Consider the following 17,296-nt stretch of genomic DNA (forward strand, 5'->3'; position numbering starts at 1 on the left):
GCCAGCCTTACTGACTTTCAGACCCTAGTCGCCAGCAGGCTGGCTCCCACATTGATCCGAATCGATCACAAACCCTGTGGGAGCCAGCCTGCTGGCGATGGCGTCCCGTGGAACGCCACTAATAATCAATGCAGACGCTTGCGGCACATCAACTGCGCCATCTTCGCGGTGTCCGGACGCTCGACAATGCCCTTCTCGGTCACGATCGCATCGATCAGGTCCGCAGGCGTCACGTCAAACACCGGGTTGAACGCATCGACATCCGCGCCGACCCGCTTGCCGCCGACTTCCAGCAACTCGCGCCCGTCACGCTCCTCGATCGGAATGTCGTCGCCGCTCGCCAGTTGCATGTCGATGGTCGAACTCGGCGCCACCACCATGAAGCGTACGCCGTGGTGCATGGCATTGACCGCCAGCTGATAGGTGCCGATCTTGTTCGCCACATCGCCATTGGCCGTGATCCGGTCAGCGCCGACGATGACCCAGGTAATGCCTTTGGTCTTCATGATATGCGCTGCCGCGGAGTCGGCGTTGACCGTCACCGGGATGCCTTCATTGGCCAGCTCCCAGGCCGTCAGCCGTGAACCCTGCAGCCACGGCCGGGTTTCGTCGGCATAAACGCGCTCGACCATGCCTTCGATGAACGCACCGCGGATCACCCCCAGCGCCGTGCCGAACCCGCCAGTGGCCAGCGCGCCGGTGTTGCAATGGGTGAGGATCGCCTGGGCGTTACCCTGGTGCTTGCGGATCAGGTCCACGCCCAGTTGTGCCATGGTCAGGTTGGCTTCGCGATCACTTTCGTGAATGGCAATGGCTTCAGCTTCCAGCGCCGCCAGCGGGTCAGCCTGACTCTTCACGCGATCAAGCCGATCATGCATGCGCCCCAGGGCCCAGAACAGGTTGACCGCAGTAGGTCGAGAGTCGGCCAGCAGGGCAAAATCCTCTTCCAGCGCCGCATACCAGTCGCGGCCTTGGGCAACACGGGCGCGCGCCGCCAGCACGATGCCATAGGCCGCACTGATGCCAATCGCCGGAGCGCCACGCACCACCATAGAGCGAATGGCCTCGGCAACACCGGCGGCGTCGGTATAGGCGATCCAGGTTTCCTCGAACGGCAAAACACGCTGATCCAGCAGGTACAGGGCGCCATCGCGCCAATCGATGGCCTTCACTTTCTCCGCAGCCAACAGTCGATCGCGCATTATTCACCCCGCACTCAGAAACAAAGCCGCCGATTATAGCGATCCCCCCGCCAAGACGCTCGGGTATACTTCGCCATCCTTTACAAAAGCCCTGGAACCGATCCTCGATGCCGAACACTGCCGCTGCGCTCGACCTGTTGTTGCTGCCGACCTGGCTGGTACCCGTCGAACCCGCTGGCGTAGTCCTCAAGGAGCACGCCATCGGCATCCGCGACGGGCGCATCGTATTTATCGGCCCACGCAGCGCGGCATTGAAGCTTGAGGCCCGCGAAGTACGGGAATTGCCGGACATGCTGCTCAGCCCGGGCCTGATCAATGCCCACGGCCATGCGGCCATGACGCTGTTCCGTGGCCTGGCCGATGACCTGCCCCTGATGACCTGGCTGGAAAACCACATCTGGCCCGCCGAAGCCAAGTGGGTCGATGAAGACTTCGTGCGTGACGGCACCGACCTGGCAATCGCCGAACAGATCAAAGGCGGCATCACCTGCTTCTCTGACATGTACTTCTTCCCCAAGGTTGCCAGCGAGCGCGTGCACAACAGCGGTATTCGCGCGCAAATCGCGATTCCGATCCTCGACTTCCCCATTCCCGGCGCCAGCACGGCGGACGAAGCCATTCGTCAGGGCGTGGAGCTGTTTGGCGATCTCAAGCACCATGAGCGCATCAGGATCACCTTCGGCCCCCATGCACCCTACACGGTGGGCGACGAAAACCTGGAGAAAATCCGCGTGATCGCCGAAGAGCTGGATGCCTCCATTCACATGCACGTGCATGAGACAGCTTTTGAAGTGCAGCAGTCGGTAGAACAGCGCGGCGAACGCCCGCTGGCCCGGCTCGCTCGCCTGGGACTGTTGGGGCCGCGCTTCCAGGCGGTGCACATGACCCAGATCAGCGATGAAGACCTGCAACTGCTGGTAGAAAGCAACACCAACGTTATCCACTGCCCGGAGTCGAACCTCAAGCTGGCCAGCGGATTCTGCCCGGTGGAGCGTTTATGGCAGGCTGGGGTCAATGTCGCCGTGGGTACCGATGGTGCCGCCAGCAACAATGACCTGGATTTGCTCGGCGAAACCCGCACCGCTGCGTTGCTGGCCAAGTCCGTCGCCGGCTCGGCCACCGCCCTGGATGCCCATCGCGCGCTGCGCATGGCCACGCTCAACGGCGCCCGGGCGCTGGGGATCGATGCCGAAGTGGGTTCGCTGGAAGTCGGCAAGGCGGCGGACATCGTGGCGTTCGATCTGTCCGGGCTGGCGCAACAACCCGTGTATGACCCGGTTTCGCAGCTTATATATGCCACCGGTCGCGACTGTGTGAAACACCTGTGGGTCGCCGGCAAGCAATTGCTCGACGACCGTCGCCTGACCCGCCTTGACGAAGAGCACCTGTGTGCCACCGCCAAGGCCTGGGGCCAGCGCATCAGCGGCCGCACCGAATCGTAAGCCCCCCGGAACAGATTCCGGGGCAACAGGATTTTTCAAGTTTTAGAGGATTGAACCATGAGCAACGTCGACTACGCCGAAATCGCCAAATTCGAAGCCCTGGCCCATCGCTGGTGGGACCGCGAGAGCGAGTTCAAGCCGCTGCACGATATCAACCCGCTGCGGGTCAACTGGATTGACGAACGCGTCAACCTGGCCGGCAAGAAAGTCCTCGACGTCGGTTGCGGCGGCGGCATTCTCAGTGAGGCCATGGCCCAGCGCGGCGCGACAGTCATGGGCATCGACATGGGCGAAGCCCCGCTGGCGGTCGCTCAATTGCACCAGCTGGAATCGGGTGTCACCGTCGAATACCGGCAGATCACTGCCGAAGCCCTGGCCGAAGAAATGCCCGAGCAGTTCGACGTCGTTACCTGCCTGGAAATGCTCGAGCACGTACCGGATCCGTCCTCGGTGATCCGCGCCTGCTACCGCATGGTCAAGCCCGGCGGCCAGGTGTTCTTCTCCACCATCAACCGCAATCCCAAGGCCTACCTGTTCGCCATCGTCGGCGCCGAATACATCATGAAGCTGCTGCCTCGCGGCACCCATGACTTCAAGAAATTCATTCGCCCCTCGGAACTGGGTGCCTGGAGCCGCATGGCCGGCCTGACGGTCAAGGACATCATCGGCCTGACCTACAACCCGCTGACCAAGCACTACAAACTGGCTTCCGACGTGGACGTCAACTACATGATCCAGACCCTGCGCGAGGAGTAAGCCGATGCGTATCAGAGCGGTCCTTTTCGACATGGATGGCACGCTGCTCGACACCGCGCCGGACTTCATTGCCATTTGCCAGGCCATGCTCGCCGAGCGCGGCCTGCCGGCCATCAATGACAAGTACATCCGCGACGAAATCTCCGGTGGCGCCAAGGCGATGGTCGCAGCGACCTTTGCCATGGACCCGGAGGCGCCCGGCTTCGAAGCGCTGCGCCTGGAATTCCTCGAGCGCTACCTCAAGGGATGTGCGGTGCACAGCAAGCTGTTCGACGGTATGGGCGAACTGCTGGCCGACATCGAGAAAGCCAACCTGATCTGGGGCGTGGTCACCAACAAGCCGGTGCGCTTCGCCGAGCCGATCATGCAGCAGTTGGGCCTGGCCGAGCGTTCGGCACTGCTGATCTGCCCGGATCATGTGAAGAACAGCAAGCCGGACCCGGAGCCGTTGATCCTTGCGTGCAAGATGCTCGACCTGGACCCGGCCAGCGTGCTGTTCGTGGGCGATGACCTGCGCGATATCGAGTCCGGCCGTGATGCCGGGACCCGTACTGCGGCGGTCACCTACGGCTACATTCATCCGGACGATAACCCGCGGCACTGGGGTGCGGATGTGGTGGTGGATCATCCGCTGGAGTTGCGCAAGGTGCTTGATAGCGCTTTGTGTAGTTGCTGATTAAAGTCAAAAGATCGCAGCCTTCGGCAGCTCCTACGCCGACCACTGTAGGAGCTGCCGCAGGCTGCGATCTTTTGGGCTCGCTAATGGTTTTTGTTCGAGGTTCTCATGTTTGATTATTCCGCCCGCCCTGAATTGCTCAAGGACCGGGTCATTCTGGTCACCGGCGCAGGTCGCGGCATTGGCGCTGCGGCTGCGAAAACCTACGCAGCCCATGGCGCAACCGTACTGCTGCTGGGCAAGACCGAAGCCAACCTGACCCAGGTCTACGACGAGATCGAAGCCGCTGGCCACCCGCAACCGGCCGTCATCCCGTTCAACCTCGAAACCGCCCTGCCCCATCAATACGATGAACTGGCGGCGATGATCGAAACCGAGTTCGGCCACCTCGACGGCCTGCTGCACAACGCCTCGATCATTGGCCCGCGTACGCCGATCGAACAGCTGTCGGGCGAAAACTTCATGCGCGTCATGCAAGTCAACGTCAATGCCATGTTCATGCTTACCAGCACCCTGCTGCCGCTGCTCAAGCTGTCCCAGGACGCCTCGGTGGTGTTCACCTCCAGCAGCGTCGGGCGCAAGGGCCGGGCGTACTGGGGCGCTTACGGTGTGTCCAAGTTCGCCACCGAAGGCCTGATGCAAACGCTGGCCGACGAGGTCGATACCGTTGCGCCGGTGCGCTCCAACAGCATCAACCCGGGCGCGACCCGCACCAGCATGCGCGCCCAGGCTTACCCAGGGGAAAATCCGCTGAACAACCCGACTCCCGAGGAGATCATGCCGGTCTATCTGTACCTGATGGGCCCGGACAGTTCCGGGGTCAACGGTCAGGCTTTTAACGCCCAGTAATACCGCACGTCGACTTCGTGCCGCGCCGGCTTTTCGCCGCGGCACCTGTCAGGCGACGCAACTAACCCTTATTTAAGTCAAACATCCGTCACCGATTCCTGACCAAACGCCTTAACCAGCAGATAACCTGTTGATTTAAAGTAATTTTTATTCAAATGAACCGAATGGCATGAGTTTCGCTCTAACTTTGCTCAGACACGCGAGTGATAGCAGATAGGGGCAGGGCTCCAGTCGATAGGTTACTAATCGTCGGCAAAGCGGACTAGACTTGGCACAGATGTCCTACGGGACTGACGGATCAGTATGACGCGCAGCCCACAAGCCGCTCTCACCCAGCTTGTAAGACAGTCTTACTGCTCAGGGGCGCATGCAATATGAAATCACCTTCCCAGACCAACGCAATTGACTTCGACAGTGCCAAATTGCAACGCCTGGGCTTTGGTCAACAGCCCCGGATTCTGGAAAGGCCCATCAGTCTTGCGCAAGTACGCCAGCAGCTGGTGTTGCAACTGCAAACCAGCCTGGAACCACAGCGCATACTCGGGCTCTTCTTCCGCGAGATCCAGCGACTCGTGACACTCGACGCCTTGAGCTACCAGCACAAGGCCAGCGACCTGCGCCTGGAATTCGGCCAGCGCGGCCACCACTCCATCAGCTACAGCCTGAGCCATGAGGGCGAACATCTGGGCGAGCTGACGTTCCGCCGCAATCAGCGCTTCACCGAACAGGAGCAGGGCAACCTCGAATCACTGTTGTCTGCACTGCTGTTTCCGATGCGCAACGCCCTGCTCTACCGAGTGGCCACGCAGAGCGCCTTGCGCGATCCACTGACGGACACCGGCAACCGTGTCGCCATGGACCAGACGCTGCAGCGGGAAATCGACATGTCGCGCCGGCATTTGCAGCCGCTGTCGCTATTGATGCTGGACATCGACCACTTCAAGTGCATCAACGACACTCATGGGCACAGCGCGGGTGATGAAGTGCTCAAGGCCGTTGCTGCCTCGATCAAGGGCCAGTTGCGCAATGTGGACATGGTGTTCCGCTATGGCGGCGAGGAGTTTCTGATCCTGCTGTCCAACACCGGCCGTGAAGCGGCGGCCATGGTCGGCGAGCGCCTGCGTTTTGCCACCCAGACCAGGGAGTACCTGGCGGACGGTAAATCCATTGAATTGACGGTGAGCCTTGGCTGTTCGACCTTGCTGCCCGGCGAATCGGCCGAGAGCCTGTTGCGCCGGGCCGATAGCGCGCTGTACGTGGCCAAGCGCGAAGGCCGTAACCGGCTGGCCATGGCCGGCTGAGTTCGCTTGCGGGCACGCTGATCATGCGGCCCGCGGCGACTGTTTCAGCGCACTGCACCACGCAGCTCGCCCACCAGGTTCTGCAGCTTGGCCGGCTCGGCGTCCTCGACGGGCACTGCGGCCCCGGCCACCAGGGTCACCCTCGACCACAATCGACGAAATAATCCCTTGCCCGGATCGCGGCTGAAGAAACTTCCCCATAACCCCTGCAACGCCAGCGGAATCACCGGCACCGGTGTTTCTTCGAGAATGCGCGTCAAACCGCCCCTGAACTCGTTGATTTCGCCATCGACGGTCAGCTTGCCTTCCGGAAAGATGCACACCAGTTCACCCTCCTTGAGGTATTGAGCAATGCGCGTGAAGGCCTTCTCGTAGATCTGGATATCTTCCTGGCGCCCGGCGATCGGGATCGTCCCGGCTGTGCGAAAGATGAAATTGAGCACCGGCAGGTTGTAGATCTTGTAGTACATCACAAAGCGAATCGGCCGGCGCACCGCCCCGCCAATCAGCAAGGCGTCAACAAAGGATACGTGGTTGCACACCAGCAATGCCGCGCCTTCATCAGGAATCTGCTCCAGGTTGCGATGCTCGACGCGGTACATGGAATGGCTGAGCAGCCAGATCATGAAGCGCATGCTGAACTCGGGAACAATGCTGAAGATGTAGGCATTGACGCCGATGTTGAGCAGCGACACCACCAGGAACAGCTGCGGGATCGACAGCTCGACCATGCTCAGCAGAACGATCGAGACAATCGCCGAGACCACCATGAACAGCGCGTTGAGGATGTTGTTGGCAGCGATGACCCGCGCCCGCTCGTTCTCCGGCGTGCGCGACTGGATCAGCGCGTACAGCGGAACGATGTAAAAACCGCCAAATACGCCGAGTCCCAGGATGTCGATCAACACCAGCCAGGTATGGGCGAACCCCAGCACTTCAAGCCAGCCGTGGCCCGTGACGCTGTCGGGAATCCCGCCGGAATGCCACCACAGCAACAGTCCGAACACCGTCAGGCCAAACGAGCCGAATGGCACCAGGCCGATCTCGACTTTACGCCCCGAGAGCTTCTCGCACAGCATCGAGCCCAGCGCGATGCCCACCGAAAACACCGTCAGGATCAGCGTCACTACGGTCTCGTCGCCGTGCATCCATTCCTTGGCGTAAGCCGGGATCTGCGTCAGGTAGATTGCGCCGACAAACCAGAACCACGAGTTGCCGACGATCGAACGCGACACCGCCGGAGTCTGCCCCAGGCCCAATTTCAAAGTCGCCCAGGACTGGCTGAAGATGTTCCAGTTCAGGCGCATCTGCGGGGATGACGCGGCAGCACGCGGAATGCTGCGACTGGCGAGGTAGCCGAGCACGGCCACGCCGATGATCGCGGTGGAAACAATCGGTGCGTAATGACTGGACGACATCATGATGCCGGCGCCGATGGTGCCCGCGAGAATCGCCAGGAAGGTGCCCATCTCCACTAGCCCGTTGCCGCCCACCAGCTCCTCATCGCGCAAGGCCTGGGGCAGGATCGAGTATTTCACCGGACCAAACAGCGCGGAGTGAGTGCCCATGGCAAACAGCGCCAGCAGCATCAACCACAGGTGGTCGAACATGAAACCCACCGCGCCGACCGCCATGATGGCGATTTCCCCGAGCTTGATCAGGCGGATCAGCGCGTCCTTGGCGAACTTCTCGCCGAACTGACCGGCCAGCGCCGAGAACAGGAAAAACGGCAGGATAAACAGCAACGCACACAGATTGACCCAAATCGAGCGATCGCCATCGATGGTCAACTTGTACAGGATGGCGAGGATCAGCGACTGTTTGAATATGTTGTCGTTGAATGCCCCGAGGGACTGTGTCACGAAAAACGGCAGGAAACGCCGGGTGCGCAGCAAAGTGAACTGTGAGGGATGACTCATCTTCCGTGTGTCCCCGTGATGATTTTGGGTAATGAGTGGCGTCTAAACCAGTGCATACAGTACTTGGAATGACAAATCCTGCTTCAGGCCACAAATTACCTGTGTTCGCCGTTTATTTCCTTAAACCTGCAATGCAAGGTGAGACAAACAGCTCGCCGCGCCACGCGCCTTGCACCGTGCGTTTACCGACGATCAGCCACATCACCGCGAGCATGGCCACCAGCAGGCAGCCGAACAGGCTGAAGAACATCAGGCTCAGGACGTTGGCCAGTTTCAAGGTGGCCAGGGCATACACGCCGAGGGGAAAGGTGAAGCCCCACCAGCCCAGGTTGAATGGAATGCCCGCGCGCAGGTAGCGCACAGTGATCAGCAGCGCAATCAGCATCCACCACAGGCCGAACCCCCACAGCGTGATCCCGGCGATCAGGCCCAGGCCAGCGGCTATTTCACCGATGCCGCCCATTGCATTGGCCGCGAAGATCGCCGGCGCATCGCCGCCCAGCAGCAACATGCCGAGCGCACCGGTACCAATGGGGCCCAGCGCCAGCCAGCTCGAAGCGGCCATGTTTTCGTGAGGCAGTTTATGCAGGGCCATGCGCAGCATCAGGATGGTCAGGATGCTGAAGGCCACTGGCAGGGAGAAGGCCCAGAGTACGTAGCTGGTCACCAGCACCACCAGCTGCGAATGTGCGTCGGCCAGGTGCGGCGCGAGCAAGCCACCACTGGCCGCGGCCACTTCCGCCGCGACCACCGGCAACAGCCAGACGGCGGTCATCTGGTCGATGCTGTGCTCTTGCCGGGTGAACATCATGTAGGGAATCAACACCCCACACGCCAGCGCCATCGCCACGTCCAGCCACCACAGCGCCTCGGCCAGTTGAATCACGCCCTCACCCCAGCGCGGCAGGCCGAACACCAGGAAGCCGTTGATGATGGTCGCCAGGCCCATGGGGATGGTGCCGAAGAACATCGATACCGTGGAATGCCCGAAGATGCGCCGCGCCTCGTGAAAAAACCATGTCCAGCGCGCCGCGTACAGTACGGTGAACAACGCGAACAAACCGATATTGAACAGCCACAGCGCTTCGGCCGCAGCGCGCAGGCCCGGCACGTTAAATGGCAGCTGAGCCAGCGCCAGGGCCAATACACCGGTGCCCATGGTGGCGGCGAACCAGTTCGGCGTGAACTGGCGAACGACTTCGCGGGGGTGCTGCAACTGAGTGAAGGGCTTGAGGGTGGTGCATGTCATGGCGAACTCCTGTCCTCTGGTGAGGTGGAATTCATGGTAGATCCGAATCGAATATCTATATAACGGGTAATATCTCTAACTGTTATCTGTTTTGCAGATATAGACCATAGCGGTTACCGGACCTCGCTACACACTTTCACTGGCCGCTGGCGCACCAGCGTAAACAACGCCCCCCAGCGCCAGGACTATCAATACCGCACCATAGCCGTCGGTGGAGGCCACCAGGCCAAAGGTGCGAGTCAGGCTGCCGGCCAGCAACGCTGGCAGGCAGAACGCCAGATAGCTGAGCGCATAGAACGCCGACATCAAACCGGCCCGCTCGTGGGGCAAGGCCAGCGGTACGAGGCTGCGCACCGCGCCAAGAAACCCCGCCAAGCCACGACCTTGGTCGACACTGACTAACCCCTTGCATCGTGCGAGACTGTCTGACCGGGATGGAGTCCCGGATGTCTTTGCCCTGGAGTTCTCATGTCGCTGTCCAGCGGGCTGATCGCCGCCGTCGCCCTGGCCTATATGGCCATCATGTTTGCCATCGCCTTCTACGGCGACCGTCGCGCCACGCCGCTGCCGCCGCGGGTGCGTGCGTGGGTCTATAGCCTGTCGCTGGCGGTGTATTGCACCAGCTGGACGTTCTTCGGCGCCGTGGGCCAGGCCGCCGAACAGCTCTGGTCATTCCTGCCGATCTACCTCGGGCCGATTCTGCTGCTGGTGTGCGCGCCGTGGGTGCTGCAGAAAATGGTGATGATCAGCAAGCAGGAGAACATCACCTCCATTGCCGACTTCATCGCCGCGCGTTATGGCAAATCCCAATCCCTGGCGGTAGTGGTGGCGTTGATCTGCCTGGTCGGGGTATTGCCCTACATCGCCCTGCAGCTCAAGGGCATCGTGCTCGGCGTAAACCTGCTGATCGGCGCCGGTGCCGACGCGATGGGCGTGCGGGCCCAGGACACGGCACTGATCGTGTCACTGGTGCTGGCACTGTTCACCATTGTGTTCGGCACTCGCAACCTGGACGCCACCGAACACCACCGCGGCATGGTGCTGGCCATTGCCTTTGAATCGCTGGTCAAGCTGTTCGCCTTCCTCGCGGTGGGTGCGTTCGTGACTTATGGTTTGTACGACGGTTTCGAAGACCTGTTTGACCAGGCCATGCTGGCCCCGCGCCTGGAGCAGTACTGGAAGGAGACGATCAACTGGCCATCGATGATCGTGCAGACCGGGGTGGCGATGATGGCGATCATCTGCCTGCCCCGGCAATTCCACGTGACCGTGGTGGAAAACATCGACCCGCAGGATCTGCGCCTGGCCAAGTGGGTGTTTCCGGCCTATCTGGCCCTGGCCGCGCTGTTTGTCGTGCCGATCGCACTGGCCGGGCAGATGCTGTTGCCCAGCTCGGTGCTGCCGGATTCGTTCGTCATCAGCCTGCCGCTGGCCCAGGCCCACCCTGCCCTGGCGCTGCTGGCGTTTATTGGCGGTGCCTCGGCGGCGACCGGTATGGTGATCGTGGCGAGTGTCGCGCTGTCGACCATGGTTTCCAACGACATGCTGTTGCCATGGTTGCTGCGGCGCAACAATGCCGAGCGCCCGTTCGAAGTGTTCCGCCAGTGGATGCTGTCGGTGCGCCGGGTCAGCATTGTGGTGATCCTGCTGCTGGCGTACGTCAGCTATCGCCTGCTGGGCTCCACCGCGAGCCTGGCGACCATCGGCCAGATCGCTTTTGCCGCCGTAACCCAACTGGCCCCCGCCATGCTGGGCGCACTTTACTGGAAGCAGGCCAACCGCCGCGGCGTTTTCGCCGGCCTGGCCGCCGGGACCTTTCTCTGGTTCTACACCCTGGTGCTGCCGATTGCGGCGCACAGCCTGGGCTGGTCGCTGAGCACCTTCCCCGGCCTGGGCTGGCTGCAGAGCAATCCGCTGAATCTGCCCATTACCCCACTGACTCAAGGGGTGGTGCTGTCGCTGGTGGGCAACTTCACGCTATTCGCCTGGGTCTCGGTACTGTCGCGCACACGGGTGTCCGAACACTGGCAGGCCGGTCGATTCATTGGCCAGGAAATCAGCGCCCGGCCAAGCGCACGCTCGATGCTGGCGGTGCAGATCGACGACCTGCTGCAGCTCGCTGCACGCTTTGTCGGTGAGGAACGTGCCCGCCAGAGTTTCATCCGCTTCGCCTATCGCCAGGGCAAAGGCTTCAACCCGAACCAGAATGCCGACGGCGAGTGGATCGCCCACACCGAGCGCTTGCTGGCGGGCGTCCTGGGTGCCTCGTCTACTCGCGCAGTGGTGAAAGCGGCGATCGAAGGCCGCGAGATGCAACTCGAGGATGTCGTCCGAATCGCCGACGAAGCCTCCGAAGTTCTGCAATTCAACCGTGCGTTGCTGCAAGGCGCGATCGAAAACATCACCCAGGGTATCAGCGTGGTCGACCAGTCGCTGAAGCTGGTGGCGTGGAACCGGCGCTACCTCGAACTGTTCAACTACCCGGATGGCCTGATCAGCGTCGGCCGGCCGATTGCCGACATCATTCGGCACAACGCCGAGCGCGGCCTGTGTGGCCCGGGCGAAGCGGAAGTGCACGTCGCCCGCCGCCTGCACTGGATGCGCCAGGGCCGCGCCCACACGTCCGAGCGGCTGTTTCCGAATGGCCGGGTGATCGAGCTGATCGGCAACCCGATGCCCGGTGGCGGCTTCGTCATGAGTTTCACCGACATCACCGCGTTCCGTGAGGCCGAACAGGCGCTGACCGAAGCCAATGAAGGCCTGGAACGCCGGGTGACCGAACGCACCCACGAACTGTCGCAACTCAACGTCGCCCTCACCGAGGCCAAAGGTACCGCCGAGTCTGCCAATCAGTCCAAGACCCGCTTCCTCGCGGCGGTCAGTCACGACCTGATGCAGCCGCTGAACGCCGCCCGACTGTTCTCCGCCGCCCTCTCCCATCAGGACGACGGCCTGTCCAGCGAAGCACAAAAACTGGTACAGCACCTGGACACCTCGTTGCGCTCTGCCGAAGACCTGATCAGCGACTTGCTGGACATTTCCCGCCTGGAAAACGGCAAGATCAACCCCGATTCGAAGCCGTTCGAGCTCAATGAGCTGTTCGATGTGCTGGGTGCGGAGTTCAAGGCGCTCGCCAGGGACCAGGGCCTGAAATTCCGCGTGCGCGGCAGCAAGTTGCGGGTCGAAAGCGACATCAAATTGCTGCGGCGCATTTTGCAGAATTTCCTTACCAACGCTTTCCGTTACGCCAAAGGCCCGGTGCTGCTGGGCGTCCGGCGACGCCAGGGCGAGGTGTGGCTGGAGGTCTGGGATCGCGGGCCGGGCATTGCCGAGGACAAGCAGAAGGTCATTTTCGAAGAATTCAAACGCCTCGACAGTCATCAGACTCGCGCCGAGAAAGGCCTGGGCCTGGGCCTGGCGATTGCCGACGGCCTGTGTCGGGTTTTAGGCCATCGCCTGCAAGTCCGCTCACGGCCGGGGCGTGGCAGTGTGTTCAGCGTGTGCGTGCCTTTGGCCCAGGCGCAGGCAGCGTTGCCGGTCAAGACTGCCGAGCTCAACGGCAAATTGTTGAGTGGTGCCCAGGTGCTCTGCGTCGACAACGAGGACAGTATCCTTATCGGCATGAACAGCCTGCTGACTCGCTGGGGCTGCCAGGTGTGGACTGCGCGCAATCGCGATGAGTGCGCGGCCCTGCTCAGCGAGGGGATGCGCCCGCAACTGGCGCTGGTCGATTACCACCTGGACGACGGCGAAACCGGCACCGAATTGATGGCCTGGCTACGCACTCGCCTGGGTGAGCCGGTGCCGGGAGTGGTGATCAGTGCCGATGGTCGGCCGGAGATGGTCGCCCAGGTGCATGCGGCAGGGCTTGGGTACCTGGCCAAACCGGTTAAGCCGGCGGCGCTCAGGGCGTTATTGAGCAAGCATTTGCCGCTTTAAAAAGATCGCAGCCTTCGGCAGCTCCTACAGGGCTGTACACCATCCGATGTAGGAGCTGCCGGAGGCTCGGGCCGAGTTCGGACGATCTTTTGACTCTGGGGCTTCTACTCCGGCAACTCCGCCAACCCATCCACATCCGTCATCGCCCGCTCCAGCAGATCCGCCGGCAGGCTCTTGCTCGCCCGCGCGCCCAGCAACTTCAGCTGCTCACTGCGACTGACCAGGTTGCCCCGGCCCTCTGTCAGCTTGTTGCGCGCCGAGCTGTAGGCCTTGTCCAACTGTTGCAGGCGATTGCCGACCTCGTCCAGGTCCTGGATGAACAACACGAACTTGTCATACAGCCAACCGGCCCGCTCGGCGATTTCACGCGCGTTCTGGCTCTGGCGCTCCTGTTTCCACAGGCTGTCGATCACTCGCAGAGTGGCCAGCAAGGTGGTCGGGCTCACGATCACGATGTTGCGGTCGAATGCTTCCTGGAACAACGTCGGCTCCGCCTGCAGCGCCGCCGAGAACGCCGCTTCGATCGGCACGAACAGCAACACGAAATCCAGGCTGTGCAAGCCGTCGAGACGCTTGTAGTCCTTGCCGGACAAGCCTTTGACATGGGTGCGCAGGGACAGCACATGTTGCTTGAGGGCGATCTGGCCGATGGCCTCATCATCAGCCGCCACGTACTGCTGGTAAGCCGTCAGGCTGACCTTGGAGTCGACCACCACCTGCTTGTCGCCCGGCAAATAGATGATGACGTCCGGCTGGAACCGCTCGCCGTCGGGACCTTTGAGCGTGACCTGAGTCTGGTACTCGCGGCCCTTCTCCAGGCCCGCGTGTTCCAACACCCGCTCAAGGATCAGCTCACCCCAGTTGCCCTGGGTTTTCTGCCCTTTGAGTGCGCGGGTCAGGTTGGTGGCTTCGTCGCTCAACCGCAGGTTCAACTGCTGCAGGCGCTCCAGTTCCTTGGCCAGCGAGAAACGCTCCCGCGCCTCAGCCTGGTAACTTTCTTCGACACGCTTTTCGAATGACTGGATGCGCTCTTTCAGCGGATCCAGCAACTGGCCCAGGCGCTGCTGGCTGGTCTCGGCGAACCGCTGCTCGCGCTCATCGAAGATCTTGCCCGCCAGTTCGGCGAACTGGGCACGCAACTCATCCCGCGAGCCCTGGAGGTCGCTGAGCCGTTGCTGATGGCTTTCCTGTTGTTCGCGCAGCTCGGCATGCAGGGAAGCGGCCTGGGCGTCGAGACGGCGCAGCTCAGCCTCTTTGCCAGCGCGCTCGATGTTCCAGGCATGCGCGGCGTCCCGGGCGTCGTCGCGCTCGACCTGCAACAGTTCGACTTCGCGGCGCAGTGCGGCCAGCTCGGCCTGCCTGGTCGTGTTGATCTGACTGAGGTCAGCGATTTCATCTCGGCTGGTTTCCAGCTGGGCGTTCAGGCCATCCTGCGCCAGCAGGGACATCGCCAGCCGCTCCTGCAGCAATGCCACTTGCGCCTGCGTCACGCTGGCGCGGCGCTGCAATTGCCAGGCGAGTACCAACAACGGCAGGGCAGCCCCCGCAAGACCAAGCAAAATGCTGGTCAAGTCCATAGCCATAGCCGCTCCTGCCGATGAGATAAAGCTTGAAGGTTAACCAAGGCGTCAGGTCTTGGACAGCTCAGTCTTCGACCAGCCCCAGTTCCCGCTGTGCGCGCCGATCCCCTGCCCGCGCCGCCTGGCGCAGCAGGTCCTGGCCGATGCGGCGATCGCGGGCATTGCCGCACTCACGACACATCAGCTGGCCGAGGCGGCTTTGCGCTGCCACCACGCCTTCCCGTGCCGGCTGCTTGAGCAGACGTCCGGCGAGGTGTTTCACGTTCGGGTTGTCGCCCAGGCGCGGGCTGTCCAGAAGCCACTCGGCCACACGCATGGAAAAGCGTTTGGGAGGGACAGCGGCGGTGGGTGAAGAGGTTACGGAAACTGATACTGAACGAAACTTCATAAAACACTGTAGGGCAGATCGGAAGGCGCGCCACTCTACTCTTTTTTTCCTACAGGTAAAGCTTAAAAAACCCGGCACGCCCGTCCTAGAGCAAGCGCTCGGGACAATCCACAGAAGCTGTGGATAACTCAGTGGACAACCTGCCTTGAACTCTCGCAAACCCCTGTGGAATGGGGCTCGCAGTCAAACTGACGATTTTTTCACCAGTAAAAAAAAGCGATGTTTTTCATTGACTTAAATTTTGGTTACAGGCACCCACTGCGCTTGCGAGTCAGATGACAGTGCCGTGACAGCGTGCGCAACTAATGTGCACAAGTACCTTCGCGACGGTTATATCAATGCGCTTTTTCGGCGCATTTTGCGCTACGAACCTGTTGATTACTCGTTCACAACCCTTGATCCAGACCGGTCTGGGGCCAAGCCTGCGTGCTCAACCAGCGGTCGGATTCTGTGCTACTGGACAGCGCACCCGACCAACGGCCATACCTGAAAAACTCGTTCGATTGTGATCACAAAGGTTTCTTTGCTTATACCCCTTCCATTACCAAAATCGTTTTGTTAGTATCTACGGCGTTAGTACCAAGCTGAAAGTCAATTCTGGTCGAACAAATCCCCCCGGACAGCCTTCATAAACGAAGCCCATCCGAACAAGCGGGACCGACCACCTCGATGGTTTCCAGGTAAACCTTGCGTCAATACAGCCTTTGATCGAAAGCAAAGGGTATTGCCAGGCCCACTTACTCTGACCGAACCAGCCTGCAAATTGATCAGGATCTTCACCCCGGGCCCAGAACCTTTGCCCTTGATGTGTTGCCTGCCCTCCTAAGTACCTACCTGCCAGCCCAAGCGCGCCAATTATCAGCGCTTCAAACTGGCTGCTTTGTTCCAGTCGGGTTCTTCGGTCGACCAACGGTGGTCGTCGTCACTGGAACGTTTTAATTTTGCACGGCTCTTATCCGTGTCGCTTGTAGGAACACCCAATAATGACTACTCAAATCCACACCCAGGATGCTATCCGCACCCTAACCAACGCTTTTGCACCAATGAACTGCCTGATCATGGCCGCTCGCAAAGGCTGCTTCAGCTTCACTCTGGTCAACGAACACGGCATCGCTCGTCACAGCGAACGCCTCTACCCCGATCAGTACTCCAGCGCCGAACCGCTGCAGGCCGTGATCGAGCGTACCCGTCAGGCACTGGTTGCCTGATACGCCAGAAAGACTGAAACATCAAAAGCCTCGCTTAAAACGCGGGGCTTTTTATTGCCTGATATTTCCCTTCCAGCCGCCAAAGCTTAAGCACCAACCGATATAACGGTTATAACTGGCCGGCGGAAATATTTTAAAAACAGGCCTTTACGTCGCGAATATGACACTACACTTCAACTCAAGCGGCTTGATCCGCTTCCGGCGAGCCTGAACCGATCCATCGCTGCCAAGGCCCCCTTTCAGGTATCGCCGACCACTTCCGCTCCGAGGGCTTTATGGGTATCGCTGCCAGCGAACTGTGCCGCTATGTGATCCGTCCGACCTTGCTCTACCTCGGACGCCACAGCGCAACTGCCGAATCCCTGCTGCTGGGTATCGCCGCCAGCCAGTCAGCCCTTGGTTCCGCCCTGCACGACCGCCGTGGCCACGGCCTGTACCGTATCGCCGAACCGCGCCACCAGGCGCTATGGGATCATTACCTGGCCCTGGACCCGGAGCGTGCCAGCCTGGTGCGGGGCCTGGCGAGCCAGCATGCATTCCTCAGCAGCCCGCATCTGGAATTGACCGTCAACCTGCGTTACGCCACCGCCATCGCCTGGCTGCTGGTAGAAGAACAAAACACCTCGCTCCCCGAAGCCGATGATCTGCTAGGGATGGCCCGCATCTGGCGCCAGACCTTCCATCCCCAAGGCCGCCTCCGTGATTTCACCTACGCCTGGCATACCTGTGTTTCAACGCTGAATCAGGTCGCCTGTTGATCCACCCACTTCGCAAAATCGCCCAACTC

Annotated in this window: 13 protein-coding genes and 1 pseudogene; 8 read left to right on the forward strand and 6 right to left on the reverse strand. The window is 61.1% G+C overall.

Annotated features, from left to right (window positions below; genetic code table 11):
* Positions 1–125: 125 nt before the first annotated feature.
* Positions 126–1,202, reverse strand: coding sequence for an S-methyl-5-thioribose-1-phosphate isomerase (gene mtnA / locus AAEZ05_RS26310; RefSeq protein WP_350649490.1), 1,077 nt, complete (start codon positions 1,200–1,202; stop codon positions 126–128).
* A 107-nt stretch (positions 1,203–1,309) separates the two neighbouring features.
* Between mtnA and AAEZ05_RS26315 the strand changes: the two genes are divergently transcribed.
* The 5 genes from AAEZ05_RS26315 to AAEZ05_RS26335 all read left to right on the forward strand — a co-directional run bounded on the left by AAEZ05_RS26315 (position 1,310) and on the right by AAEZ05_RS26335 (position 6,226).
* A complete protein-coding gene (locus AAEZ05_RS26315; protein ID WP_350649495.1) occupies positions 1,310–2,644 on the forward strand; it encodes a TRZ/ATZ family hydrolase in 1,335 nt (444 codons plus the stop codon).
* A 57-nt stretch (positions 2,645–2,701) separates the two neighbouring features.
* Positions 2,702–3,400: a bifunctional 2-polyprenyl-6-hydroxyphenol methylase/3-demethylubiquinol 3-O-methyltransferase UbiG gene (gene ubiG, locus AAEZ05_RS26320; protein WP_045060585.1), complete on the forward strand. Its 699-nt coding sequence runs from the start codon at positions 2,702–2,704 to the stop codon at positions 3,398–3,400.
* Between the two features lie 4 nt (positions 3,401–3,404).
* Positions 3,405–4,076 carry an N-acetylmuramic acid 6-phosphate phosphatase MupP gene (gene mupP / locus AAEZ05_RS26325; RefSeq protein WP_122838019.1) on the forward strand — a complete coding sequence of 224 codons (672 nt, stop codon included), beginning with the start codon at positions 3,405–3,407 and terminating at the stop codon, positions 4,074–4,076.
* A gap of 108 nt (positions 4,077–4,184) precedes the next feature.
* On the forward strand, positions 4,185–4,925 hold the full coding sequence (locus AAEZ05_RS26330) for a YciK family oxidoreductase (protein ID WP_205892553.1): 741 nt from the start codon (positions 4,185–4,187) through the stop codon (positions 4,923–4,925).
* Positions 4,926–5,299: 374 nt separating this feature from the next.
* Positions 5,300–6,226, forward strand: coding sequence for a GGDEF domain-containing protein (locus AAEZ05_RS26335; protein ID WP_205892554.1), 927 nt, complete (start codon positions 5,300–5,302; stop codon positions 6,224–6,226).
* 44 nt (positions 6,227–6,270) lie between these two features.
* On the opposite strand, the gene AAEZ05_RS26340 is transcribed toward AAEZ05_RS26335, so the two are convergent.
* The 3 genes and pseudogenes from AAEZ05_RS26340 to AAEZ05_RS26350 all read right to left on the reverse strand — a co-directional run.
* Positions 6,271–8,145, reverse strand: coding sequence for an MFS transporter (locus AAEZ05_RS26340; RefSeq protein ID WP_350649498.1), 1,875 nt, complete (start codon positions 8,143–8,145; stop codon positions 6,271–6,273).
* 112 nt (positions 8,146–8,257) lie between these two features.
* The gene (locus AAEZ05_RS26345; RefSeq protein WP_350649500.1) at positions 8,258–9,394 is read right to left on the reverse strand and encodes a TDT family transporter; all 1,137 of its coding nucleotides are present in this window, start codon (positions 9,392–9,394) and stop codon (positions 8,258–8,260) included.
* 113 nt (positions 9,395–9,507) lie between these two features.
* Positions 9,508–9,766: pseudogene (locus AAEZ05_RS26350) on the reverse strand (MFS transporter); the annotation flags it as partial.
* 96 nt (positions 9,767–9,862) lie between these two features.
* Between AAEZ05_RS26350 and AAEZ05_RS26355 the strand changes: the two are divergent.
* Positions 9,863–13,333 (forward strand): hybrid sensor histidine kinase/response regulator, encoded by a 3,471-nt coding sequence (locus AAEZ05_RS26355; RefSeq protein WP_350649502.1) that lies wholly within the window; start codon positions 9,863–9,865, stop codon positions 13,331–13,333.
* Positions 13,334–13,437: 104 nt separating this feature from the next.
* Here the strand turns inward: AAEZ05_RS26355 and AAEZ05_RS26360 are convergent, their stop codons facing one another.
* Positions 13,438–14,802 carry a DNA recombination protein RmuC gene (locus tag AAEZ05_RS26360; RefSeq protein ID WP_350649518.1) on the reverse strand — a complete coding sequence of 455 codons (1,365 nt, stop codon included), beginning with the start codon at positions 14,800–14,802 and terminating at the stop codon, positions 13,438–13,440.
* 175 nt (positions 14,803–14,977) lie between these two features.
* Positions 14,978–15,301, reverse strand: coding sequence for an SEL1-like repeat protein (locus AAEZ05_RS26365; RefSeq protein ID WP_082069201.1), 324 nt, complete (start codon positions 15,299–15,301; stop codon positions 14,978–14,980).
* Between the two features lie 983 nt (positions 15,302–16,284).
* On the opposite strand from AAEZ05_RS26365, the gene AAEZ05_RS26370 reads away from it, so the two are divergent.
* Together AAEZ05_RS26370 and AAEZ05_RS26375 are read left to right on the forward strand one after the other, a co-directional pair.
* Positions 16,285–16,509: a hypothetical protein gene (locus AAEZ05_RS26370; RefSeq protein ID WP_008031832.1), complete on the forward strand. Its 225-nt coding sequence runs from the start codon at positions 16,285–16,287 to the stop codon at positions 16,507–16,509.
* Positions 16,510–16,784: 275 nt separating this feature from the next.
* Complete coding sequence (locus AAEZ05_RS26375) at positions 16,785–17,267, forward strand: hypothetical protein (RefSeq protein WP_350649504.1); 483 nt, start codon at positions 16,785–16,787, stop codon at positions 17,265–17,267.
* Positions 17,268–17,296: the final 29 nt, after the last annotated feature.

The organism is Pseudomonas sp. HY13-MNA-CIBAN-0226, from assembly GCF_040310305.1.
In the GTDB taxonomy this organism is placed as follows: Bacteria; Pseudomonadota; Gammaproteobacteria; order Pseudomonadales; family Pseudomonadaceae; genus Aquipseudomonas; species Aquipseudomonas gregormendelii.

What these genes read in the sequence shown, in the direction of transcription:
- mtnA (WP_350649490.1), bottom strand. Translation starts at nt 1,202, where the DNA reads ATGCGCGATCGACTGTTGGCTGCGGAGAAAGTGAAGGCCATCGATTGG.
- AAEZ05_RS26315 (WP_350649495.1), top strand. Translation starts at nt 1,310, where the DNA reads ATGCCGAACACTGCCGCTGCGCTCGACCTGTTGTTGCTGCCGACCTGG.
- ubiG (WP_045060585.1), top strand. Translation starts at nt 2,702, where the DNA reads ATGAGCAACGTCGACTACGCCGAAATCGCCAAATTCGAAGCCCTGGCC.
- mupP (WP_122838019.1), top strand. Translation starts at nt 3,405, where the DNA reads ATGCGTATCAGAGCGGTCCTTTTCGACATGGATGGCACGCTGCTCGAC.
- AAEZ05_RS26330 (WP_205892553.1), top strand. Translation starts at nt 4,185, where the DNA reads ATGTTTGATTATTCCGCCCGCCCTGAATTGCTCAAGGACCGGGTCATT.
- AAEZ05_RS26335 (WP_205892554.1), top strand. Translation starts at nt 5,300, where the DNA reads ATGAAATCACCTTCCCAGACCAACGCAATTGACTTCGACAGTGCCAAA.
- AAEZ05_RS26340 (WP_350649498.1), bottom strand. Translation starts at nt 8,145, where the DNA reads ATGAGTCATCCCTCACAGTTCACTTTGCTGCGCACCCGGCGTTTCCTG.
- AAEZ05_RS26345 (WP_350649500.1), bottom strand. Translation starts at nt 9,394, where the DNA reads ATGACATGCACCACCCTCAAGCCCTTCACTCAGTTGCAGCACCCCCGC.
- AAEZ05_RS26355 (WP_350649502.1), top strand. Translation starts at nt 9,863, where the DNA reads ATGTCGCTGTCCAGCGGGCTGATCGCCGCCGTCGCCCTGGCCTATATG.
- AAEZ05_RS26365 (WP_082069201.1), bottom strand. Translation starts at nt 15,301, where the DNA reads ATGAAGTTTCGTTCAGTATCAGTTTCCGTAACCTCTTCACCCACCGCC.
- AAEZ05_RS26370 (WP_008031832.1), top strand. Translation starts at nt 16,285, where the DNA reads ATGACTACTCAAATCCACACCCAGGATGCTATCCGCACCCTAACCAAC.
- AAEZ05_RS26375 (WP_350649504.1), top strand. Translation starts at nt 16,785, where the DNA reads ATGGGTATCGCTGCCAGCGAACTGTGCCGCTATGTGATCCGTCCGACC.